Annotated in this window: 23 protein-coding genes and 1 pseudogene; 15 read left to right on the top strand and 9 right to left on the bottom strand. The window is 64.6% G+C overall.

Annotated features, from left to right (window positions below):
* Window positions 1-136: 136 nt before the first annotated feature.
* The 5 genes from C0Z19_RS03480 to C0Z19_RS03460 form a co-directional block, all read right to left on the bottom strand.
* Entirely contained in the window at window positions 137-916 is a 780-nt protein-coding gene (locus tag C0Z19_RS03480) for a peptidylprolyl isomerase (RefSeq protein ID WP_102608387.1), read from the bottom strand.
* 112 nt (window positions 917-1,028) lie between these two features.
* Window positions 1,029-1,346, bottom strand: a complete 318-nt coding sequence (locus C0Z19_RS03475; protein ID WP_102608386.1) for a BolA family protein — start codon at window positions 1,344-1,346, stop codon at window positions 1,029-1,031.
* A 3-nt stretch (window positions 1,347-1,349) separates the two neighbouring features.
* Window positions 1,350-1,880 carry a septation protein A gene (locus C0Z19_RS03470; RefSeq protein ID WP_102608385.1) on the bottom strand — a complete coding sequence of 177 codons (531 nt, stop codon included), beginning with the start codon at window positions 1,878-1,880 and terminating at the stop codon, window positions 1,350-1,352.
* A gap of 109 nt (window positions 1,881-1,989) precedes the next feature.
* Window positions 1,990-2,412: a peptide-methionine (R)-S-oxide reductase MsrB gene (gene msrB, locus C0Z19_RS03465; protein ID WP_102608528.1), complete on the bottom strand. Its 423-nt coding sequence runs from the start codon at window positions 2,410-2,412 to the stop codon at window positions 1,990-1,992.
* Window positions 2,413-2,674: 262 nt separating this feature from the next.
* Window positions 2,675-4,231 (bottom strand): protein adenylyltransferase SelO, encoded by a 1,557-nt coding sequence (locus C0Z19_RS03460; protein ID WP_102608384.1) that lies wholly within the window; start codon window positions 4,229-4,231, stop codon window positions 2,675-2,677.
* Window positions 4,232-4,394: 163 nt separating this feature from the next.
* On the opposite strand from C0Z19_RS03460, the gene C0Z19_RS03455 reads away from it, so the two are divergent.
* A complete protein-coding gene (locus tag C0Z19_RS03455; RefSeq protein WP_102608383.1) occupies window positions 4,395-6,047 on the top strand; it encodes a 3-(methylthio)propionyl-CoA ligase in 1,653 nt (550 codons plus the stop codon).
* A 3-nt stretch (window positions 6,048-6,050) separates the two neighbouring features.
* On the opposite strand, the gene C0Z19_RS03450 is transcribed toward C0Z19_RS03455, so the two are convergent.
* Window positions 6,051-6,404: a DUF1493 family protein gene (locus C0Z19_RS03450; RefSeq protein WP_102608382.1), complete on the bottom strand. Its 354-nt coding sequence runs from the start codon at window positions 6,402-6,404 to the stop codon at window positions 6,051-6,053.
* A complete protein-coding gene (locus C0Z19_RS03445; RefSeq protein ID WP_102608527.1) occupies window positions 6,404-6,835 on the bottom strand; it encodes an STM2901 family protein in 432 nt (143 codons plus the stop codon). The genes C0Z19_RS03450 and C0Z19_RS03445 overlap by 1 nt, the downstream gene beginning before the upstream one ends.
* A 380-nt stretch (window positions 6,836-7,215) precedes the next feature.
* On the opposite strand from C0Z19_RS03445, the pseudogene C0Z19_RS03440 reads away from it, so the two are divergent.
* From C0Z19_RS03440 to C0Z19_RS03395, 10 genes and pseudogenes are all read left to right on the top strand, one after another.
* Window positions 7,216-8,517, top strand: a pseudogene (locus C0Z19_RS03440) (3-hydroxyacyl-CoA dehydrogenase); the annotation flags it as partial.
* Between the two features lie 49 nt (window positions 8,518-8,566).
* Window positions 8,567-9,193 carry a bifunctional nicotinamidase/pyrazinamidase gene (pncA, locus tag C0Z19_RS03435; protein WP_102608380.1) on the top strand — a complete coding sequence of 209 codons (627 nt, stop codon included), beginning with the start codon at window positions 8,567-8,569 and terminating at the stop codon, window positions 9,191-9,193.
* A gap of 73 nt (window positions 9,194-9,266) precedes the next feature.
* Entirely contained in the window at window positions 9,267-9,482 is a 216-nt protein-coding gene (locus C0Z19_RS03430) for a hypothetical protein (RefSeq protein WP_102608379.1), read from the top strand.
* 145 nt (window positions 9,483-9,627) lie between these two features.
* Complete coding sequence (gene macA / locus C0Z19_RS03425; RefSeq protein WP_102608378.1) at window positions 9,628-10,824, top strand: macrolide transporter subunit MacA; 1,197 nt, start codon at window positions 9,628-9,630, stop codon at window positions 10,822-10,824.
* A gap of 2 nt (window positions 10,825-10,826) precedes the next feature.
* On the top strand, window positions 10,827-12,812 hold the full coding sequence (locus tag C0Z19_RS03420) for a MacB family efflux pump subunit (RefSeq protein ID WP_102608377.1): 1,986 nt from the start codon (window positions 10,827-10,829) through the stop codon (window positions 12,810-12,812).
* A 13-nt stretch (window positions 12,813-12,825) separates the two neighbouring features.
* Window positions 12,826-14,229, top strand: coding sequence for an efflux transporter outer membrane subunit (locus tag C0Z19_RS03415; RefSeq protein ID WP_233195982.1), 1,404 nt, complete (start codon window positions 12,826-12,828; stop codon window positions 14,227-14,229).
* Window positions 14,230-14,337: 108 nt separating this feature from the next.
* Complete coding sequence (locus C0Z19_RS03410; RefSeq protein ID WP_102608375.1) at window positions 14,338-14,640, top strand: Dabb family protein; 303 nt, start codon at window positions 14,338-14,340, stop codon at window positions 14,638-14,640.
* 13 nt (window positions 14,641-14,653) lie between these two features.
* Complete coding sequence (locus C0Z19_RS03405) at window positions 14,654-15,160, top strand: PaaI family thioesterase (RefSeq protein ID WP_102608374.1); 507 nt, start codon at window positions 14,654-14,656, stop codon at window positions 15,158-15,160.
* A gap of 72 nt (window positions 15,161-15,232) precedes the next feature.
* Window positions 15,233-16,231 carry an NADP-dependent oxidoreductase gene (locus tag C0Z19_RS03400; protein ID WP_102608373.1) on the top strand — a complete coding sequence of 333 codons (999 nt, stop codon included), beginning with the start codon at window positions 15,233-15,235 and terminating at the stop codon, window positions 16,229-16,231.
* A gap of 61 nt (window positions 16,232-16,292) precedes the next feature.
* Window positions 16,293-17,153, top strand: coding sequence for an SDR family oxidoreductase (locus C0Z19_RS03395; RefSeq protein ID WP_102608372.1), 861 nt, complete (start codon window positions 16,293-16,295; stop codon window positions 17,151-17,153).
* A 202-nt stretch (window positions 17,154-17,355) separates the two neighbouring features.
* Here the strand turns inward: C0Z19_RS03395 and C0Z19_RS03390 are convergent, their stop codons facing one another.
* Window positions 17,356-18,174: an NRDE family protein gene (locus C0Z19_RS03390; RefSeq protein ID WP_102608526.1), complete on the bottom strand. Its 819-nt coding sequence runs from the start codon at window positions 18,172-18,174 to the stop codon at window positions 17,356-17,358.
* 190 nt (window positions 18,175-18,364) lie between these two features.
* Window positions 18,365-19,417 (bottom strand): CAF17-like 4Fe-4S cluster assembly/insertion protein YgfZ, encoded by a 1,053-nt coding sequence (gene ygfZ / locus C0Z19_RS03385; RefSeq protein WP_102608371.1) that lies wholly within the window; start codon window positions 19,415-19,417, stop codon window positions 18,365-18,367.
* Between the two features lie 78 nt (window positions 19,418-19,495).
* On the opposite strand from ygfZ, the gene mltG reads away from it, so the two are divergent.
* From mltG to C0Z19_RS03365, 4 genes are all read left to right on the top strand, one after another.
* Window positions 19,496-20,584: an endolytic transglycosylase MltG gene (mltG, locus tag C0Z19_RS03380; RefSeq protein ID WP_102608370.1), complete on the top strand. Its 1,089-nt coding sequence runs from the start codon at window positions 19,496-19,498 to the stop codon at window positions 20,582-20,584.
* Window positions 20,585-21,205 (top strand): dTMP kinase, encoded by a 621-nt coding sequence (gene tmk, locus C0Z19_RS03375; protein ID WP_102608369.1) that lies wholly within the window; start codon window positions 20,585-20,587, stop codon window positions 21,203-21,205.
* A 105-nt stretch (window positions 21,206-21,310) separates the two neighbouring features.
* The gene (locus tag C0Z19_RS03370; protein ID WP_102608368.1) at window positions 21,311-22,342 is read left to right on the top strand and encodes a DNA polymerase III subunit delta'; all 1,032 of its coding nucleotides are present in this window, start codon (window positions 21,311-21,313) and stop codon (window positions 22,340-22,342) included.
* A 19-nt stretch (window positions 22,343-22,361) separates the two neighbouring features.
* Window positions 22,362-23,153 carry a TatD family hydrolase gene (locus C0Z19_RS03365; protein ID WP_102608367.1) on the top strand — a complete coding sequence of 264 codons (792 nt, stop codon included), beginning with the start codon at window positions 22,362-22,364 and terminating at the stop codon, window positions 23,151-23,153.
* Window positions 23,154-23,172: the final 19 nt, after the last annotated feature.

Genomic DNA, 23,172 nt, shown 5'->3' with positions numbered 1-23,172 from the left:
GGCCGCTCCGCCAAAGGAGCGCCAGATGGCGAGGTCACGCTGAAAAACAAATGCCGCCCGAGGGCGGCATTTGTCGTTGGGGACCGAGACAGCCAGCCGGCCTTGCGCCCGGCCTTATCCGTCCGTCACTGGGTGGTTACTGAATCTTCGCCTTTGCGCGCAGACTCTGTTCAAACGCTTGCAGCTTTTCCTGTTGCATCTGCTGCACGATTTGGCCCTTGACCTGGTCGAGCGGCGGCGGCTGGATGTCGCGGATATCGTCGACGCGGATGATATGCCAGCCGAACTGCGTATGGACGGGCGTATCGGTCATCTGACCTTTTTGAAGCTTCTCCGCCGCAGCCGCGAATTCCGGCACGTAAGTCTTGGGGTTCGCCCAGTCGAGATCACCGCCGTTCTTACCCGAGCCCGGGTCCTTCGAGAATTGCTTCGCGAGATCTTCGAACTTGGCGCCGCCCTTGATCTTCGCAATCAGATCCTTCGCCTGCTGCTCGTTATCGACGAGGATGTGGTGCAGGTGATATTCCTTGCCGCCGGCTTGCTTGACCAGTTCGTCATAGCGCGCCTTCACTTCGGCATCGCTCGGCTTGTTCTTCGCAACGTAGTCCTCGATCAGCGAGCGCAGCACGACCGTCTGCTGGGCCACGGCCACTTGTGCCTTCACATCGGCGCGCGTCGGAATGCCTTCACGCACGGCTTCCTGCATGAGGATTTCGCGATTGATGAGTTCGTCGCGGACAGCGTCGTGCAACTGCGGCGAATCTTTTTGACCTTGCTTTACGAGCTGGGCGATGAGCGCGTCGGCGCGCGATTTGGGAATGGCCGTGCCGTTGACGACGGCAACGTTCTGCGCAAAAGCCGGAGCAGCCGCGAATACGGCCAGCAACACGCAGAGGCGGGTCTTTTTATGGATCATCGGAATTCCTGGCGTTCCTGTCGAAGAGAATCGGTGGAGGGATTGCGCCCCCGCCTTTCCGCCCTGTCGAAAGGGACGGGGGCGCTCGAGGTTCAAGCAACGATGCCGTGGATCACACGTTGGCGGGCCGAGAAAATTCCTCAGGCGTGCAGGCCGTGATCGCGAGCGCGTGAATCCCGCGTTGCATAACGTCGGCCAGCGCATCATACACCAGCCGATGCCGGGCCACGCGCGGTTTGCCCTTGAAGGCGTCGGCGACGATCGTCACCGTGTAATGGCCGCCTGCGGCCGCTCCGGCATGGCCCGCATGCTGGGCGCTGTCGTCGCGTACGGCCACCGACTGGGGCGCAAGCACCTTCGTAAGGCGCGCCTCGATGAACGCAATGCGCGCATCGGGCGAGGCTTCGAGGAACGAGAACGATTCATCCATCGCTCATTCCTCCTTCATATACTTCGCGAGCCAGAGGCTTTGCGCGACGATGAATACGAACATGGCGCCCGTCGTGCCGAACAGCTTGAAGTTGACCCACTGCGACTCGGTAAAGTTTCCGACGACATACAGGTTCGCGATGCCGAGCGCGACGAAAAACAGCGCCCAGGCGATGTTCAATCTGTCCCAGATCAACGCGGGCAGCGTGAGCTGTTTGCCCATCATCGCTTCGATGAGGTTCTTGCGAAACCCGTAGCGCGCGACGGCCAGACCGATCGCGAAGAGCCAGTAGAGCGCGGTAGGCTTCCACTGGATGAACTTCTGGTTATGCAGCACGAGCGTAGCGCCGCCGAACACGACGATGACGGCCAGGCTGACCCACAACATCGGATCGACCTTCCGATGTCGAAAGGCGACCCACGCAACCTGGACCAGCGTGGCGGCGATAGCGACAGCCGTAGCCGTAAAGATGCCCGAAACCTTGAACGCGACAAAGAACAAGATGATCGGGAACAGATCGAAAAGAAATTTCATGGAGCCTGAGTCCGAGAGCGTCGATGGACGGAGCGGGCCGCGAGCGGCGCAAGCGCGCCGCGCGCGGGAACGATGCCGTGCGGCCGCTCGGCGGCGCCCCGCCGCCTGCTTACTTGGGCTCGAATTGTAGCGCAGCCGAATTGATGCAGTAGCGCAGACCGGTGGGCGCGGGGCCGTCTTCGAAGACGTGGCCCAAATGTGCGCCGCAGTTCTTGCAGCGCACCTCGATGCGCAGCATGCCGTGAGCGCGATCGGTGCGCTCCTCGATCACTTCGCCGTTGAGCGGCTTGAAATAGCTGGGCCAGCCGCAACCCGCATCGAATTTCGTCGACGATTCGAATAGCGGCGTCCCGCAACAGACGCAATCGTAGACGCCGCCTTCCCAATGATCCCAGTAGCGCCCCGTGAACGGCCGTTCGGTGGCGGCGTGGCGCGTGACTTCGTACTCCATGTCGGACAACTGCTCGCGCCAGGCCTGATCGGTTTTCCTGACCTCGTAGGTGTCGCGCGGTGCGTCGGAGGAATCGGGCATATCGGTTTGACGCTCATTCATATCGATGTTGTCTCCGTTGAGCGACGCGGCTTGTGGCGCGTCGGGTTGAGGGGCGTTCGCGGCGTCGTTGGCGCGCGCGACGCGACAGTTCGGCGAAGGTCGATCATCGCGCCGGTCGACGCAGCGCCTGGTTCTACCGTCGGCTTCTCCCGTATATACGCGCTAGCACGCGGGGCGGATGCGATGCGCGGCGGCATTGCGAACCGAACACGGCTACCAGACAGCGCAATGGCCGATCGGTTCACGACGAACAGCTTACTTCGAGCGTATCGGCCCAATCGGGCGGCAGCGCCGCGTACGCCTCATGCTCGGGCTGCTCGTCGAATGGCCGGCGCAGCACGGCCGCAAGGCGCTCGAGTTCCGAGAAGTCTTTCTCCTTCGCTCGCCGTATCGCGGCTTCGGCCAGATGGTTGCGTAGCACGTACTTCGGGTTCACGCGATGCATTGCTTCGCGCCGGGCGGCGTCGTCGCGCGTCTCGGCGGCGAGCCGCGCGCGGTAGTCGGCCAGCCAGCCGTCGATACCGGCAAGGTCATGAAACAGGTCGCGCACGGGGCCGTCGCCGCTCGCATCTCGCCGCGAAACCAGCGCGAGGCGCCGGAACGTCAGCGTGAAATCGGCGCGGCTCGCGTGCATGAGCGCGAGCAGGCGATCGGCAAACGCGGCGTCGCCTTCGCGTGCATCGGCCAAGCCCAGCTTCGCCTGGAAGCGGCTTTCGAGGGCCGGGCCGAAGTGGCCCTTGAAGCGATCGAGCGCCGTTTGGGTATCGGCGATCGCCCGCTCCTGCCGCACGGCTTCGTCGTAGCGCTCGCCGATCAACGGCAGTAGCGATTGTGCAAGGCAGAAGCAGTTCCAGTAGGCGATCTGCGGCTGCGTCCGATAGGCGTAGCGGCCTTGCGTGTCGGAGTGGTTGCAAATGTGCCCGGCATTGAAGCCGTCGACGAAACCGAATGGGCCGTAATCGATCGTCAGGCCGAGGATCGACATGTTGTCGGTGTTCATGACGCCGTGGCAGAAGCCGACCGCCTGCCACTGCGCGACGAGTTCGGCCGTGCGCGCGACGACGGCGTCGAGCAGGGCAAGAACGGGGTCGTCGGCCTCGCGACAGGCCGGGTAGAAGCGGTCGATCACGTGCTCCGCCAGCGCGCGCAGTTCGCTCGTGCGGTCAGCGGCGTAAAAGTGCTCGAAGTGGCCGAAGCGCACGAAGCTGGGCGAGACGCGCGTGACCACGGCGGCCGTCTCGATCTCCTCGCGGCGCACCGGCTGATCGGAGCCGATGACCGAGAGCGCGCGCGTGGTCGGAATGCCGAGGTGATGCATCGCCTCGGAGCAGAGGAATTCTCGGATCGACGAACGCAGCACGGCGCGGCCGTCGCCCATGCGAGAGTAGGGCGTGCGGCCGCTCCCCTTGAGTTGAAGCTCGTAGCGTTGGCCGTCGTGTTCGAGCTCGCCGAGCGACAGCGCGCGCCCGTCGCCGAGTTGGCCCGCCCAAACGCCGAACTGGTGCCCCGAGTAGACGGACGCATAAGGCAAGGCTGCCTGCGGCCATTCGCGCGTAGCGTTGCCGGCGAACAGCTCGGCGAAGCCCGGTTCGGCCGCGATGGCGGGATCGAGCCCGAGCATGCGTGCCGCGTCGGGGGAGAACCCGACGAGATACGGGGCGGGCAATGGGGCGGCCGGCAGGCGCGTATAGAAGGCGCTGCCCAGGCCCGCGAATGCGCCTGGGCGCGCGGCGGATAGCGCCTCGGTCAACGACGGGATTCGGGGGGACGGCGCGGCGATGCTTGGGGAAAACGACATATTGAGGGCCTCGGAGTTACCCGATATTGTAAGTCGCCGCTCCGCGGCGCGCTGAGCACGGCCGAAGCCGCGCAAACGCTCGCTCGGACGGGGGGCTTGCCGAACTTCGGCTGAAATCAACCCAGACAGTCAGGACCGTCCACCGCGCGAGGAGACCGCCGCCATGCAAACGCCGCTGTTGGGCCAGATGATGGATGTACCGCTGAACGTGTCGACGCTGCTTGCGCACGCCGCACGCTACGCCGCCAGTACCGAGATCGTGTCGCGCCGGCTCGAAGGCGATATCCATCGCTACACCTACCGCGACTGCGAGCGCCGCGCCAAGCAGCTCGCGCAGGCGTTGTTACGGCTCGGCGTCGAGCAGGGCGACCGGATCGGCACGCTCGCGTGGAACGGTTATCGGCATCTCGAGGCGTACTACGGGACGACCGGTTTCGGCGCCGTCTGCCATACGATCAACCCGCGCTTGTTCCCCGAGCAGATCGTCTACATCATCAATCACGCCGACGATCGCTACGTCTTATTCGACACGACCTTCGCGCCGCTCGTCGCAACGCTCGCCCCGCGCTGTCCGAACGTGAAGGGGTGGATCGCGCTGGCCGCGGACGCCGATATTCCCGCCATCGATGCGCCGCTGCTCGGCTATGAAACGCTCGTAGGCGCTCAAGATGGCGACTACGACTGGCCCGTGCTCGATGAGCGGCTGGCGTCGTACCTTTGCTACACGTCGGGCACCACCGGCCATCCGAAAGGTGCGCTCTATTCGCATCGCTCGGTCTATCTGCACGCGATGGGGGCTGCGCTACCCGATGCGATGGGGTTTTCGGCGCATGACTCGGTGCTTCCTGTCGTGCCGATGTTTCATGTCAATGCGTGGGGCATCCCTCACGGCGCGCCGCTCGCCGGCTCGAAACTCGTGTTGCCGGGCAAGGACCTGGACGGCAAGTCGTTGTTCGAGTTGATGGAAGCCGAACGCGTGACGTTTTCGGCCGGCGTGCCGACTGTCTGGATGAGCCTGCTTGCGCACGTGAAATCGCTCGGCGCGCGGTTTTCGTCGCTCGAGCGCACGATTATCGGGGGTTCGTGCTGTCCGCCCTCGATGCTCGAAGCGTTCGAAGACGAATACGGCGTGCGCGTCATCCATGCCTGGGGCATGACGGAAATGTCGCCGCTCGGCACGCTTGCGCGGCTCAACTGGGAGCAATCGCAACGTCCGGTCGAAGAGCGTCGGCGGTTGCTGCAGAAGCAAGGCACCGTGATTTGCGGCATCGACATGAAAATCGTCGGACAAGACGGGCGGGAGTTGCCGCGCGACGGCGTCGCGTTCGGCGATCTGCACGTGCGTGGCCCCTGGGTCATCGACCGCTATTTTTCGAGCGACGAATCTCCGCTCGTCGACGGCTGGTTTCCGACCGGCGATGTGGCCACGATCGATCCGGACGGCTTTCTGCAAATCACGGATCGGAGCAAGGATGTCATTAAATCCGGCGGCGAATGGATCAGTTCGACCGAACTGGAGAACGTCGCCGTCTCGCATCCCGAGGTAGCGGAGGCCGCCTGCGTTGCGTGCCACCATCCGAAATGGGACGAGCGGCCGCTGCTCGTAGTCGTCAAGCGGCCTGGCGCCACGCTCACGCGCGAAGCGCTGTTGGCCTTCTACGAAGGCAAGGTCGCCAAGTGGTGGATTCCCGACGATGTCGTATTCGTCGACGAACTGCCGCATACGGCTACGGGCAAGCTGTTGAAGCTGAAGCTGCGCGAGATGTTTCGCGACCATGTGCTGCCCGGGGTGAGGGCGGGAGAGACTTCGGCCTGATACTCAGCCTTGCTCCCACCGTCCGCGTTTCATCGCATCCTCCAGCATGGCAAGCGTCAGTACACGGCCGCCCAGAGATTCCCGCGCCTTCGTGCTGAAGGGCGATTTCAGCGCGGCCAGCATTACGTCGCGCTTTCGCATATTGGCGGACGGCACATAGTAGGCAACGTCGAAACCACTGATATCAACGTTGAATCGCTCGGCCCATGCATGCATGACCTCCAGGATTTTCGGCGGCTCCCAATCCAGGTCGTGATAGAGGTCCATGTCACGGGTTAGCCTTTCGTCTAGTCCGAATGCGCTTGGCGCGCGTGCTTCCCGTATAAAGTGCTGCAGCCTGATCCAAGCGTCGTCCATTACAGACGGTCCTCCGGTTTCACAAGGCGGTTATATTCAACCACTGTTTTATATCCGATCGTTGCCACGTCTGCGGCGGCAATCATCCAACCGGCGCCGGGAACGGCACGGCCGACGAACACGCCGATATGATTCGTTAGTTTCGCTCGCAGCAGCATTACGCTGGTCCATGACGTGAACGTCGGCAGGATTCGGTGCTTTATTTCGTACGGGAGCAAAGTGCGAGAGAGCTTTGGCACGATCGACGTTCCTTCGACCGCGCCAGCGAATTTTCCTCGCGTAGGAACCAGCCGCGAACCAGAGAGGATCATAGCAACACCTACAGCGTCGCTGATGCCGAGTTCCGCCATGGTATTGTCAACTGCCACTAAGAAGAACAATTCAGTGCGGGTGAGGTCACGGTGTATCCCATAGCTGTATGTATTTGACATGCTTGTGTCCCGATCCAAATGACTTGCAGGAAAACGGCACCTATGAAGGTTCGCGATGAGACCGATACGGCCCATCGGCTGCTTCGACGGGGGCTCCGTTTGCATTCAAGGCACGCGCACTTCGAGCGGGATCGCTGCGAAGCAAAAGTGGTGTCGAGCGGTGGCGAGACTTTGGCGCGCACCTGGCGAGAAAACGCCAAGCGCGAATCATGGCACTCACATGTGCGCAGGAAGCAGGGTGGCAACAAAATCGGACAGATTAACGAACGGTCCGAGCGCCAAAAGTGGCATCAGAGCCAGGTGAGCCGTTGCGTCGACGGGCGGTAAGATGCATCACCAGGATCGCCCGAAAGCGAGGCATACCCATGACAGTGGACGACACCCCTGAAAGCCGCGCGTTGCGGTATGCGGCCGTCGCCGAGCGTGAGGCCGGCAACATCGCGGATGTACCCGCCGACACGCCGTTGCGGCCGATCGCGCGCGTCGCCGTGATCGGCGCGGGCACGATGGGCGGCGGGATCGCGATGAGCTTCGTCAACGCGGGCATTCCCGTGGCGCTCGTCGAAACGAACGGCGCGGCGCTCGAGCGAGGCCTTGCCACGATCCGACGCAATTACGATGTGTCCGTCAAGAAGGGCAAGCTGACCGAAGCCGACCGGGACGCACGTCTGGCGCGACTCGCGCCGACCCTGTCCTACGATGCGATCGCCGATGCCGATCTCATCATCGAAGCCGTCTTCGAGGAAATGAGCGTCAAGGAGCAGGTGTTCGGTCGCATCGACGCACAGGCCAAGCGCGACGCGATCCTCGCATCGAATACCTCGACGCTGAACCTCGATCGCATCGCCGGATTCACACAGCGGCCAGCCGATGTTGTCGGCATGCACTTTTTCAGCCCCGCGAACGTGATGAAGCTGCTCGAAGTCGTGCGCGGCCGGGCAACTTCGAAAGACGTCCTCGCCACCGTCATGCACGTCGCGAAGACGATCGGCAAAACGGCTGTCGTCTCCAGGGTCTGCGACGGTTTCATCGGCAATCGGATGATCGAGCAGTACTTCCGGCAGTCGCTGTTCATGCTCGAGGAAGGGGCGCTGCCGCAGGAGATCGACTCGGCCATCGAGCGGTTCGGTTTCGCGATGGGGCCGTTCAGAATGAGCGACCTCGCCGGCAACGACATCAGTTGGGCCATCCGCAAACGCCGCTATCGCGAGGCACCGTCGCTGCATTATCCACGCGTGGCCGATCGGCTCTGCGAAGCAGGTCGCTTCGGCCAGAAGACGGGCGCAGGCTGGTACGATTACCGCGCTGGAGAACGCGAGCCGATCGTGTCGGATTTCGTCACCGCGATGATCGTCGACCATTGCGCCAGCATTGGCAGCACGCGGCGCGCCTTCGGCCACGACGAAATCGTCGATCGGCTCGTTTATGCGCTTGTCAACGAGGGGGCGAAGCTCCTCGCGGAAGGTATCGCGGCGAAGGCGTCGGATATCGACGTCGTCTACCTGAATGGCTATGGCTTTCCGGCATGGCGCGGCGGCCCGATGTTCTACGCCGATACCGTGGGGCTGGCCGAAGTCGAGCGCACGATTCGCCGCTTCGCCTCGCAGGCGAACGGCGATGCATGGGAGATCGCGCCGTTGCTGGCCCAGCGTGCGCGCTCCGGCTTGCCGTTGCTCGATTGATCGACCCGACGCTCGTCGGGTCGCATGATTGGATGGGGGCTCACGATTCATGAAAGGACCGGAAGACGTATTGCTCATCGTCGATGTGCAAAATGATTTCATGCCAGGCGGTGCGCTGGCTGTGCCGCGAGGCGACGAAATCGTGCCGCTTGTCAATCGACTCGCGGCGGGATTCGAGCATGTCGTGTTGACGCAAGACTGGCATCCGCGCGATCACATCTCGTTCGCGGCGAACCACGACGGCCGCCAGCCGTTCGAGACGATCGAGCTTCCCTATGGTGAACAGGTGTTATGGCCCGTTCACTGCGTGCAGGGGCAACCCGGCGCCGCGCTCCATCCGCGGCTCGAAGCCGGGCATGCGCGGCTCGTGATCCGCAAGGGGTACCGCCGCACGATCGACAGTTATTCGGCCTTCGTCGAAGCCGATCGGCACTCGCCGACGGGGCTGGCCGGCTATCTACGCGAACTCGAAGTCAAGCGCGTGTGGTGCTGCGGCCTCGCAACCGACTATTGCGTCGCATGGTCCGCGCTCGACGCACGCGCGGCCGGGTTCGACGTGGTGTTGATCGAGGATGCGTGCCGTGCCATCGATTTGAACGGCTCTCTGGAACGCGCCTTGCAGCAATTGCAAGATGCGGGGGTAGTGCGCATGAACGCAGAGCAAGCGTTGGCGTGACGCTGGCGCTATCGCTAATGCTAACGCGCCGTTGATCGATCCGCCCACCCGTGTCATGACGAGGACAACACCCGTGAGCTACTTCACCGAGCACCGCTACGTCGAACCGCGCGAATTGACGCCGGCCGCCACGGCCGAGCGCTTTGCCGCCGTGGTCGGAACGGTCGTGATATCGACCGAGCATGAGATCGTCGGCCGCAACGGCGAGCTGTGGGCTTCCAGTCGAACCTGTTCCAACCCGTCCGATCCGATAGCGCCGGTCGGGCGGCATCTCATTAACATTCCGTAACAATCGCATCGTCTCGGAGTAATTTCGAGACGATTACATTCCCCATCCTTGATTCACGACGCCTCACGAAGCGCCGTGCTCTGCATTTCCGTCCGCCTGCGCGAAGTCAACATACGCCGCCGGCGCGGCGCTCATCGTCCAACGCATGCCCAAACTCCGATATCGCCGGCTCGCGGCCGGCTCTGCTGCCATCATCGCGCTTGTGTTCGTGGTTGCCGGCTACCGCCATTTCACAGCGAATGACGCGCCGGCTTACCTGACGGCGCTGGTCGAGCGCGCCGATCTCGAAGACGCCGTGCTCGCCGTCGGCACGTTGCACGCGCATCGCCAGGTCGATGTCGGCGCGCAAGTGTCGGGCCAGTTGAAGACGCTCGCCGTGGAACTGGGCAATCAGGTGAAAGCCGGGCAGAAGCTCGCCGAAATCGATCCGACCTTGCTCGACCATGCGCTTCGGCAAGCTCAAGCCAACGAGCAGGCGCTGCAGGCGCAACGCCGCGCGGTGGATGCACGGTTGCGTCAAGCCCGGCTGGCCGCCCAGCGCGAACAACAGCTCTGGGAGGGCGAGGCAACTTCACGCGATGCACTCGAGCGCGCACAAGCCGCACTTGCCGTCGAGCGCGCCAACCTCAGCGAGCTCGATGCGCGTTGGAAGCAGGCCCGCGTCGAAGTCGACAAAGCGAAAGCAAACGCGGGCTACACGCGCATCAGCGCGCCGATGTCGGGCGAAGTCGTCGCCATCGTGACGCGTCAAGGGCAAACGGTCATCGCCGAGCAGCAGGCGCCTGTCATCCTCAAGCTGGCCGGCCTGGACACCATGACGGTGAAAGCGCAGGTGTCCGAAGCGGACGTGATGCGCGTGGCGCCGGGCCAGCATGTCCATTTCACGGTGCTCGGCGATCAGCACACACGCTATGACGGCACCGTGCGCGCGATCGAACCGGCGCCGCAGGAATTCGCCGAACCGTCCAACGCGGCGGCTGGCGGCTCGACCGGCAGCACATCGCGGGGCGGGGCGGCGGTCTTCTATAACGCGCTCTTCGAAGTGCCCAATCCGGGCCATCGGCTGCGAATATCGATGACGGCGCAAGTATCGATCGTGCAGGGCACGGCGAAGCAGACGCTGGTCGTGCCCGCGTCGGCGCTTGGCGCAAAGGCCGAAGACGGTTCCTTCGCCGTGCGCGTGCTGGCCGACGACGGCCGCGTGCAATCGCGCCAGGTTCGCGTGGGCTTGAACAATCAGGTGAAGGCTCAGGTGCTGGAGGGATTGCGCGAAGGCGAGCGCGTGATCATCGGCGAAACGCAGCCTGAAGGCGGGTCGTCCGGCGCAGGCGCGGAGGCCTGACGATGGGCGAGCCGTTGCTGGAGCTCATCGGCGCAACGCGCAGCTATCAGGCTGGCGATCAGGAGACCGCCGAGACCGCCGTACTGCGCAACATCGATTTGACGATCGAGGCCGGTGAATTCGTCGCGATCATGGGTGCGTCCGGTTCGGGGAAGTCGACGCTGATGAACCTGCTCGGCTGTCTGGATCGCCCCAGCTCGGGTCATTACCGCGTGGGTGGAATCGATGTCGGCGCGTTGGAGCCTGACGTGCTGGCGCGTTTGCGTCGCGAGCGCTTCGGCTTCATCTTCCAGCGCTATCACCTGTTGCCGCACCTGAGCGCCGTCGACAACGTTCAGGTTCCGTCCATCTATACCGGCGCGGCCGGGCGCACGCGCCTCGCACGCGCGCACGCGCTGCTGGCGCGGCTGGGCTTGGCCGAGCGTAGCGCCCATCGCCCGAACCAACTGTCGGGCGGTCAGCAGCAGCGGGTCAGCGTCGCGCGCGCGTTGATGAACGGAGCCGACGTGATACTCGCCGACGAACCCACGGGCGCGCTCGACAGCAAGAGCGGCCGCGAGGTCATGCGCATTCTCGGCGATCTGCATGCGGCGGGACATACCATCGTCGTCGTGACGCACGACGAACAGGTGGCCGCGCATGCGCATCGTGTCGTCGAGATGAGCGATGGGGTCATCGTCGGCGATCGGCGTCGAATCGGCCGCGACGAAACGAGCGCAAATGCAGCGGACGCGCTGCCGCTTGCATCGCCTGACATCCAACGCCGCAAAGCGGTCGGTGCAGCCGGCGTCGCCCGCGTGGTCCAAGCGCTGAAAACGGCCTGGGCGGCGCTGCTCGCGCATCGGCTGCGCACCTTGCTGACGATGCTCGGCATCGTCATCGGCATCATGTCGGTCGTGTCGATCGTGGCTATCGGCGAGGGAGCCAAGCGCTACATGCTCGACGAGATCAGTGAGATGGGCACGAACACGATCGACGTCTACCCGGGCCGCGACTGGGGCGACAGCGAAGCCTCGCTGATCAGGACGCTCGTGGCGGCCGATGCGGATGCGCTCGCCGCCGAACCTTACATCGATAGCGTGACGCCGGGCATTTATCGCAATGCGACGGTCCGCCATGGCAACGTCGACGTGCAAGTCATGGTCAGCGGCGTCGGCGAGCACTTCTTTCAGGTCCGGGGGCGCAAGTTGGCCACAGGCATTCAATTCGGCGAAGAAGCGGTCCGTCGACATGCGCAAGTGGCCGTCATCGATGCCAACACGCGCCGCAAGCTGTTCGGTGCGCACACGGACCCCATCGGACAGACGATTCTGATCGGCAACGTGCCCTGCACGGTGATCGGCGTGGCGGCGGACCGGCGCCCCATGTGGGGCGGCGGCATGAGCGACCTGACGGTATGGGTGCCCTATACGACGGCCGGCGCACGACTGTTCGGCGGAGTGCGGCTGGACGGCATCACCGTGAGGATCAAGGCGGGGCAGCCGGGCGCTGTGGCCGAGTCGAAGATGACGGAGCTGCTCACGCGCCGTCACGGCCGCAAGGATTTTTTCACCTACAACATGGACAGCGTCGTGAAGACGGTCGAATCGACGGGCCGCACGCTGACGCTGCTGCTGACGCTCATCGCGGTGGTTTCGCTGGTCGTCGGAGGTATCGGCGTGATGAACATCATGCTCGTGTCGGTCACTGAACGGACTCGCGAGATCGGCATTCGGATGGCGGTCGGCGCACGGCGCAGCGACGTCATGTTGCAGTTTCTCGTGGAGGCCGTGCTCGTCTGCATGCTGGGCGGCGCCATCGGCATCGTTCTGTCATTTGCCGCGAGCCTCGTTTTTTCGGCATTCGTCAATCAATGGAACATGGTGTTTTCTGCAAAGTCGCTCGTCGCTGCGGTGGCCTGCTCGACGGCCATCGGCATCGCCTTTGGGTTCATGCCGGCTCGCAATGCCGCGCGCCTCGATCCCGTCGAAGCGCTGGCGCGCGATTGAGCGGAGGACGTCGATGAACATGGCCGCTTGGGCAGCCTTCATTGCCATGGGTGTGCTGGCCGGTTGCGCGTCTTCGATACGGCACGAAGCGTTGCCGATTCCAGCGTTGCCGGCCGCGTGGATGACGCCGTCGAGCCCGGGCGCCTCACGCTCGGATGCGTCGCCCCCCGAGGTGGCAGGCACCGCGTCGCCAGAGGCGCACGCTAACCGTTGGTGGAACGCCTTCGGCGACGCTACGCTCGATGCGCTTATCGAAGAAGCACTGGCGAAGAACCCCGATCTGGCGCTGGCGGCCATCGCCGTATACCGCGCGCAGTTGCAAGCCGGCCTGATCGATGCCGAGACGGGGCCGCAGGCGAGCGCCTCGGCGGACGTGGAGGCGTCGCGCAGATTCGGCGCAGACCGCATTCGCACGTCGACCGGCGTGAACGGAACCGTGTCGTACGAACTCGATCTTTGGGACAAGCTCGCGGCGCGGCGTGACGAGGCGAGCTGGCGCGCGCAGGCGAGCGAGGCGGACCGCGAAGCGGCGGCGCTGGCGCTGATCGGCACCACGGCGCAGCTCTACTGGCACATCGGCTATCTGAACGAAGTGATCGGGCTGCTCGAGCGCGATATCGCCGATGCCCGGCGGACGTTGACAATCGCCAGGACGCGCGTTGCCGCGGGTGCCGCGTCCCCCGTCGAGCGTGGGCAAGCGCAGCAGCAATTGGCTCAATTGCTGGCTGAAGCCACGCGGTGGCAGCAGCAGCGTGAATCGAAGCGAAATGCATTGGCGCTGTTGCTGGGCGGCGCGCCCGAACGACGCGCTCAAGAGCCGACGAACCTGCTGTCGGCCGTCGTGCCCGAGGTGCCTGCGCGTCTCCCGGCCGCTGTGCTCGCGCGCCGGCCCGATTTGCGCGCGGCCCAGTGGCGCGTGCGCGCCCAAATGGCTCAGGTCGATTTTGCGCAGGCCAGCCTGTATCCGAGCTTCGCATTGACGAGCGAATTCGGCACGAGCAGCGATATGCTAGTGCGCGTGCTGCAAAATCCCGTCGCTTCGGTCGGCGTCGCCTTGGCGCTGCCTTTCGTCCAATGGAATTCAGTCCGATTGAACACCGCCGTCGCACGCAGCGACTTCGATCGGGCAACGCTGGAATTTCAAAAGAAGCTGTACCAGGCGCTTGCCGACGTCGAAGATGCGCTTTCCGCCCAATCGCACCTCATGGCCGAGGCGGTGCAGCGCGATCGTTCGCTGAGCGAAGCGCGCCTCGTGACAGCCGTGGCGCGTGCGCGTTTCGAAAGGGGCGTCACGGGCATTGCGCCCGTGCTCGATGCCCAGCGCATCGAGCACGTCGCTGCCAGGGAACAGGCGCAGGTGCGCCTCGCTCGTCTCGAGAACCGAATGGCGCTTTTCCTCGCGCTCGGCGGTGGCTAGCGTCGCGGCCCGATGGGCCGGCCCGCGTTCAGCCGGGCGTCGGCGAAACGAGTATCATCCGTCGCTACCGCCGCATTTGCGGCAACTCTGCGTCAAGGAGGGGAAGCAGTGATCCGTCACATTGTTATGTGGAAGTTGAAGGAAACGGCCGAAGGCGCCAGCCGGGCCGAGAACGCACGCAAGCTGAAGGAGCGGCTCGAAGGTTGCCGCGACATCGTGCCTGGCATCTTGCACCTGGAAGTCGGTATCGCTCAGCCCGGGCTCGAATCGACCTATGACGTCGTGCTCGTTTCCGATTTTGCTGACAAGGCGGCGCTCGATGCCTATCAGGTTCATCCGGCGCACGAAGCATTGAAGCAATTCATCGGCGCAGTGCGCGAATCGCGCGAGTGCGTCGACTACCAAGTCTGAAGAGCGCGAGGCCATGACGTCGGATCGTCACGCTCCCAGCGCAAGTGCGGCAACCTCAGTGGACCGCGAGCGCACGATCGAGAGTCCGTTCGTCGATCATCTTGGCGTCCGCCTCGTCGCTGCAGCGAACGGGGAGAGCGAAGTCGCGCTGACGCTGACCGACGAGCAGATGAATACCTGGCACGTCGCCCACGGCGGCGTGACGATGACGCTCGCGGACGTCGCGCTCGCCACGGCTGCGCGCAGCCTGGCCGAGGACGGCGTCGGCGTCGTGACGATCGAGATGAAGGTGAACTTCATGCAGCCGGGGCGCGGTGAGTTGCGCGCGTTCGGCCGCGTCCTGCATCGATCGACCACGATGGCCTATTGTGAAGGCGAGGTGCGCGACAGCAGCGGCCACTTTGTCGCCAAGGCGCTCGGCACCTTCAAATATATGCGGCGGCTCGCGGTAGGGCGCGATATCGTCGAACAGAAAAGGCGCCGGACGCCCGGCGCGAAACCCGGGCCCAGCGACGGCTGATCGACCCGCTCGGCCGCCCGCGCTTGTCGCCGTTTGCCGGCGCACCCGCGAATCGGAAGGAGGAATCTCGCCATGCCCCAGATGAACCGACGCATCGTGCTCGCTTCTCGACCACAAGGCCAGGTGTCGCTCGACAATTTCCGCCTTGAGGAGGCGCCGCTCGCCGAGTTGCGAGACGGCCGGTTTCTCGTTCGCAACATCTATTTGTCTGTCGACCCCTACATGCGTGGCCGCATGAACGACGCGAAGTCGTACGCCACACCCGTGGCGCTCGGCGACGTCATGGGCGGGGGCACGGTGGGAGAAGTCGTCGAGTCGAAACACGATGGCTTCGCGGTCGGCGATAAGGTCACCGGCATGTTCGGGTGGCAGGACTATGCCGTCTCCGATGGCGCGGGCGTGCGCAAAATCGACGATACGCGCGTGCCGCTCACCGCCTATCTCGGGGTGGCGGGCATGCCGGGCGTGACGGCGTGGTACGGCTTGAACAAGATCATCGCCCCGCGCGCGGGGCAAACGATCGTGGTCAGCGCCGCGAGCGGCGCCGTGGGCAGCGTCGTCGGTCAGCTCGCCAAACTGGCCGGTTGCCGCGCGGTCGGCGTGGCAGGCGGCGCCGAAAAGTGCCGCTACGTCGTCGAAGAACTCGGGTTCGATGCCTGCGTCGACTACAAGGCGGGCAAGCTGTACGAGGATTTGAAAGCCGCGACGCCCGACGGCGTCGACGGCTATTTCGAAAACGTCGGCGGCGAGGTGTTCGATGCGACGTTATCGAGGATGAACCCGTTCGGACGCATTGCCGTCTGCGGCATGATCGCGGGTTACGATGGCCAGCCGGTGCCGCTCAAGCAACCGTCGATCATTCTGACGATGCGGTTGCTCGTGCAGGGCTTCATCATCACCGAGCATCTGGACGTTTGGCCCGAAGCCCTGCGCACACTCGCCTCGCTCGTCGCGCAACAGAAGCTGCGCTACCGGGAAAGCATCGTCGAAGGGCTCGATCATGCGCCCGATGCGCTGATCGGCCTGCTGCGCGGCAAGAACTTCGGCAAGCAGTTCGTCAAGATCGCCTGATCCCCGCGCGTCACGCCGCAGGTGCGGTGCGGACATCGGAGGGCAAGGCAAAGGGAACACCATGGAACATTTCCAGGACAAAGTCGCGGTCATCACGGGAGCCGCGAGCGGGTTCGGCCGCGCGTTCGCGCGAAAGGGCGCGCAGTTGGGTATGAAGCTCGTGCTTGCCGATATCGACGCGGATGCGTTGAGCGATGTCGTGGAAGCGCTGGCCATGACGGGCGCCGACGTGATCGGATGGCCGACGGACGTGTCGAACGGTGCGGAAGTCGAAGCGCTCGCGCGTCGCGCACTCGACGCTTACGGCAAGGTGCATCTGTTGTTCAACAACGCAGGGGTTGGCGCCAGCGGCTTCATTTGGGAGATGAGCGCCAACGACTGGTCGTGGGTATTCGGCGTCAACGTGATGGGCGTCGCGCACGGCGTGCGCGTGTTCACGCCCATCATGCTGCGCCAGGACGAGCCGGCTCATATCGTGAATACGGCGTCGGTGGCAGGGTTGATCTCCCCGCCGTCCATGGGCATCTATAACGCTTCGAAGCATGCCGTCGTCTCCCTGACCGAAACGCTCTTTCACGATCTGCGCCGCGTGGGGGCGAAAGTCGGTTGCTCCGTGCTGTGTCCGGCGTTCGTTCCGACAGCCATTGCGGACGCCGAACGTGCCCGCCCGGCGCGTTGGCGCAACGAGTCGTCGCCGTCGGCGTCGCAACTGCTGGCCGCCAGGGAACTGCGTAAAGCGGTGCGCTCGGGCCGGCTCGGCGCGACCGATATCGCCGAGGCGGCATACGAGGCGGTGCGGACCGATCGCTTCTATGTCGTGACGCACCCGAGCATCATGGCCAGCGTCCATGCGCGCCACGAAGAGATCGAGCAGTTGCGCCCACCGTCCGACCCGATGGCGGCGGCATCGACGCTGGCATGAGGTGCGAAGCAATGCGCCTCGTCGGTCGTCCCTGGCGCAGCGAACTGATCGCGGCTGACCGATGACCGCCGACCGATCGCAACTGACGGTTCGCGACCGACGCATGTCGAAATGGCGCGCTCGATCGGTCTGGAGCGCTAGCGGCGGCTACGACCGCCGCGCTATTACGCGTTTCAGCTTTCATCGATCGAGCGGGCTTGTCCTAGCGTCGCGCGTCGACCTCGAATGCGTAGCGGCGCTCGTAATGACCGGGGCGGACGAGCCGGTGAGTCCCGTCATCGTCGCTGCGCTCGACGATTTCTATCTCGAACGCAGATTGGCGAACACTGGCACGTAGCGCTGTCGTGCCCCGCGTGCCGTAGCCGTCCGTTTCGATGAACGCGGCCGAAAGCGCGCGCTCGCGCTCCAACGAAATGCCGGTTGAGGGGAGTGCCTCGTCGGGGGCGACGCGGGGGTCGCGCATCAATTCGACCAGCGTGTCGAGCGCAGGCGTATGTTCGCGCTCGACGAGCGCGGCCAGTTCCGCCCGCTTGCGCGCGAGCTTGGGCCAGGGCGTATCCAGAATGGCGTTCGAGATGCCATGCACGCCGGCCGGCAACAGGCTCGGCGGCGCTGCGGCGCGGTTGCAGTACCAGCCGAGCGAGCGCTCCATGAGATTGCCGACGATCAGGTTGAAGCCGTTATACGCCGCGCCATAACTCGCCACTTGGCTCAGGTAGTCGAGCGGAGCCATCGCCGGACCGTGAAGATAGTCGGCCACGAGCGTGCCGCGTGTGGGCGCGTCGTCGCGAAAGGCGCGAGGGTCGCGATAGTTCGTCAGAGCGGCGAAACGACCATCGCGCGACAGCCCGAGCCACGTACCCGCGCCGACGAGATCCCGCCCGGCAAGCACGTTCGGCGCATCGCTCCACCAGCCAAGCGGAGCACTGGCCCGCGCGAAATACTCATCGCGATTGGCCGCCAGTGTCAGGACGGCGCCGGTGGCGGCATCGGGCCGCCAGTCGAATATGATCAGGCACATGTGACGAGGTACGAGAACGAGGAGGCAGACAGGCAGAACGGCACGTGAATGCGTCTGAAAATCGAAGCCGACTGAATTCGGCCCACTCCAGTTGGGAAGACTCCGCCTTTCGTCGTCCACAATCATGCCGCAAACGAACATCGATGCAAGACGCATCCGGCCTTAGCCCTGAAATTCGCTCGCAAACGCGTCAACCCTCGCTCGGCAGCGCGTACGGCAACGGCTGAAACACGAGCACCGGGCCGTCGGCGGCGCCAAGATGAACCGAGCCGCCTTCGAGCGCTAGGAGCTTGATTTCCGCGAGCACGTCGACACCGCCGTTGGCGGCGGGCGCGGCATTCACGACCATGCCACAAGGTTGGCCCGGATCTTCGGAGTGAAACAGCTCGATGCCAGGGCGCGCAGTGCTGTCCGGCGCATGATCGGCAGAGCCGCTCGCCGCGTCGGCGATATGCGCGAGCGCCGTGCGCCGCTTGATCGTCCCCCGATACTGGCTGCGTGCCACAACTTCTTGTCCCGGGTAACACCCTTTGCGGAAATTGACCGCGCCGATCACATCGAAGTTGATCATTTGCGGCACGAACTGATCGAGGACGCCTTGCGTGATACGGGGCTCGCCGGCATGGATGTCGAGCCAATCCCACACGGAGGGCGACACGCGCGCGAGCTCCGCTTCGAGCGCCGCCAGGTGTTCTTCGACAAGCGCTTTCGGGCCGATCCACAGATAGCGCGGACGCCCTTGCGCATCCGGCACGCGAAGCAGCGAGCCGGCCGGCCCCGCAACGTGAACGTGCACGCCGTCTGGCAAAGCATCGAACAGACGCGAGAGCGCCGCGCGCACATCGCCGGCGAAGCCCACGACCGCGACGGCATCCGAAACGTCCGTCAGCTTGGCCTTGGCGCGCAGCACGAACATCGAGAGCCGCTTGTGGACGGAGGCCGTGAGTTCTTTCGATACCAGCAGGCGCACGGCGTCTGCCGCACGCCAAACGAGCATCGACGCAAGCAGTCTGCCCTTGGGCGAGCAGTAGCCGGCCAGCCGGGCGCTCGCGGCGTCCAGATGCTGGACATCGTTGGTCAGTTGTCCATGCAGAAAGGTGGCGGCGTCATCGCCGGCCGCCTCGATGACGCCAAACTGGTCGAGCGCCATGAAAGCGCCCCGCGAAAGCACCGCGTCGAACTCGGCGGCAGCGGGAGAGGATGGCAGAGCGGCAGGGGAAACGGAGGCTTTGGGTTCGTTCATGGAATTCGGAGCGGGTCAATCCTGACTTCGGCTTAGGCGAACAAGTATTATATGGGGTCCATCCGAGCCTTGTTTCGCATGTCCCTTTTGAAGAAATGCCTCGCTGCCGGGGCAGTGGTCGCCGTATTGCTTGCCGCGCTGGCTGCCGCCGGCGGTTACTACTGGGCCACGCGCCCGCTTGGACTGTCCGCTCCCACGCTCGACGTGACGATTCAGCCGCGCAGCACGGTGCGTGGCGTAGCCGCGCAGCTCAACCGTGGCGGGGTGCCGGTACAGCCTGATCCGTTCGTTCTCATGACGCGCCTGCTGGGGCTGCAGAGCCGCCTCAAATCGGGCAACTACGAGTTCAAAACCGGGGTCACGCCCTATGAGGTGCTGCAAAAGCTCGCGCTCGGCGATGTCAACGAATCCGTCGTCACGGTGATCGAAGGTTGGACCTTCAAACGGATGCGGGCCGAACTCGACGCCAATCCGGCACTCAAGCACGATACGGCGTCGATGAGCGACGCGGCCTTGCTGGCCGCCATCGGAGCGAGCACAGCGCAGGACACGAGCACCACGGGCACGCCGAAGACCACGAGCGCGACGGACGCGCCGAACGCTCCGAACCCGGGCAACATCACAAACGCCGAGGGGCTGTTCTTCCCCGATACCTACCTGTTCGACAAAGGGACGAGCGATCTGAACGTCTACCGGCGTGCCTATCGGGTGATGCAGCAACGGTTGGCCGCCGCATGGGCCACGCGTGCGCCGGGCTTGCCGTATCGCACGCCGTACGAGGCGCTCACGATGGCGTCGCTGATCGAAAAGGAAACGGGCAAGGCCAGCGATCGCCCGCTCGTGTCGGCCGTCTTCGCCAACCGGCTGCGAATCGGCATGCCGCTGCAAACGGACCCGTCCGTGATCTATGGCTTGGGCGAAAGCTACGATGGGCGTTTGCGCAAACGCGATCTGCAAAGCGACACGCCTTACAACACCTATATTCGTCGCGGCTTGCCGCCGACGCCGATTGCGCTGCCCGGCGTCGCCTCGCTGCAGGCGGCGCTGAACCCGGCGCCCACCAGCGCGCTCTATTTCGTGTCGCGCGGCGACGGCAGCAGCGTCTTTTCCGATACGCTCGGGGCTCACAACCGGGCCGTCGACAAATACATTCGAGGACAACAATAAATGGCGCGTGGCAAGTTCATCACGTTTGAAGGCATCGACGGCGCGGGCAAGACCACGCACCTTCCGTGGTTCCGCGAGCAGCTCGAGGCGAAGGTGGCCGGCATGGGGCACGCCGTCGTGACCACGCGGGAACCGGGCGGCACGTCGCTCGGCGAGTCGCTGCGCGAGCTGCTGTTGCACGAGCGCATGGATCTCGAGACGGAGGCGTTGCTGATGTTCGCTGCTCGACGCGAACATCTGGCGCAGGTGATCGAGCCCGCGCTCGCCCGTGGCGACTGGGTTCTGTCCGACCGTTTCACCGACGCCACGTTCGCCTATCAAGGCGGTGGGCGCGGCCTGCCTCGCGACAAGCTCGAAGCGCTCGAGCGCTGGGTTCAAGGCGGCTTTCAGCCCGATCTGACCGTGTTGTTCGATCTGCCTCCCGAAACGGCCAGCGCCCGGCGCGGAGCTGCGCGCTCACCCGATAAGTTCGAAAGCGAAACCGAGGCGTTTTTCACGCGGACGCGCGACGAGTATCTGCGCCGAGCCGAGGAAGCGCCGCACCGGTTCGCCGTCGTCGACGCCTCCGACAGCATCGAGCACATTCGCAAGGTGCTCGGCGACATCGTCGATCAGCTTTGACGACAATGCGACGAAGCGCGATACAGCCCGATCAAGCGCTATGACCGGACCGACGCGCCCCTGGCACCGTGACGCAACCGTACCCATCCGCATGAAGGTTCGACGATGATTTACCCGTGGCAGCTCGATGACTGGCAACGCCTGCAGCGCCTGCGCGCGCAGTGGCCGCATGCCTTGCTCCTTTACGGGCAGGCGGGCATCGGCAAACTGCAGTTTGCCCGGCATTTGGCCCAAGGCATGCTCTGCGAGGCGCCGACGGCGAACGGCGAGCCCTGCGGCCAATGCGCCGCCTGCAATTGGTTCGTGCAAGGCAACCACCCCGACTACCGGGCGCTGCTGCCCGAGGCGCTGGCTGGCGAGGCGGTCGGGGCGGCCCCGGCTGGCGCCGATGAGAAGGCGGACGGCGAAGAAGGCAAGAAAACGCGCACGTTGAGCAAGGAGATCAAAATCGAGCAGGTGCGCGCGCTGCTCGATTTTTGCGGCGTGGGCGCGCATCGCGGCGGCGCACGCGTCGTACTCGTGTACCCGGCGGAGGCGCTGAACGCGGCATCGGCCAATGCCCTGCTCAAAACGCTCGAAGAGCCGCCGGCCGGCGTGGTGTTCCTGCTCGTATCGGCGCGCGTCGACCGCCTGCTGCCGACGATCATCAGCCGCTGCCGGCAATGGCCGATGTCGACGCCGTCGCCCGACGAGGCGCGCGCATGGCTCGCGCAGCAAGGCGTGGCCGATGCCGCGGCGCTGTTGGCCGAAGCCGGCGGCGCGCCGCTCGCGGCACTCGCGCTGGCGGCCGACGAGCATCGCGCGCTGCGCGACTTCGCGCTCAAGCAACTGGGGGCGGGCCCGCAATGCGACGCGTTCGCCTGCGCGGAGGCGCTGCAAAAGCTGCCGGTGCCGGTGGTCCTCGGCTGGCTGCAGCGCTGGCTTTACGATCTCGTCGCCGAACGCGCTGCGCAGCGGCCCCGGTATTTCCCGGGCGCGCAGCGCGAACTGGCGAAATGCGCCGCGCGCATCGACGCCAATGCGTTTGCGCGATTCATGAAGGCCGTGACGCGCGAGCGGGCGGTCGAAAATCATCCGTTGAACGCGCGGCTGGTCTTCGAAGCGCTGTTTCTCGGCTACCGCGATGTATTCGTTTGAGGTTGCATAGGATCCTACGATGTTTGTCGATTCGCATTGCCATATCAATTTCGAAGGGCTCGTCGAGCGCCTGCCGCAAGTGCTCGAGAACATGCGCTCGCACGACGTGACGCACGCGCTGTGCGTCAGCGTCGACTTCGAAACGCTGCCGGGCGTGCTGGAGGTTGCCCAGGCTTATGAGAACGTCTATGCGTCGGTTGGCGTGCACCCCGATCATGAGGATGCACGCGAGCCGACCGTGGCCGAGCTCGTGGAACTCGCCGCTCATCCGAAGGTCGTCGCGATCGGCGAAACCGGACTCGATTATTACCGCCTCGAAGGGCGCTCGATCGCCGATCTCGAATGGCAACGCGAGCGCTTTCGGACGCACATCCGTGCGGCGAAGACGACCATGAAACCGCTGATCGTCCATACGCGGGCATCGGCGGACGATACGCTGCGCATCATGGACGAGGAGGGCGCGCACCTGCCCGGCGGCGTCATGCACTGCTTTACCGAACCATGGGCTGTCGCCGAGCGGGCGCTGGCCCAGAATTTTTACATTTCCCTTTCCGGCATCGTGACGTTCAAGAGCGCGACCGACGTTCAGGACGTCGCGCGGCGCGTGCCGCTGGAGCGGCTTCTGATCGAAACCGATTCCCCGTATCTGGCGCCCGTGCCATATCGCGGCAAGCCCAATGAACCTGCGTACGTCAGTTATGTCGGACGTTACATTGCGCAGACGCGTGGCATGCCGGAAGCCGAACTCGGCGCTGCGACGACGCAAAACTTCTTTCGCTTGTTCCGCATTCCAGCGCCGCATGGGATGTAATGCCGAACCGAACAGGCTT

It is taken from the genome of Trinickia soli (genome assembly GCF_002879855.1).
Classification (GTDB): Bacteria; Pseudomonadota; Gammaproteobacteria; order Burkholderiales; family Burkholderiaceae; genus Trinickia; species Trinickia soli.
This window is presented reverse-complemented; position numbering and strand designations above follow the sequence as displayed.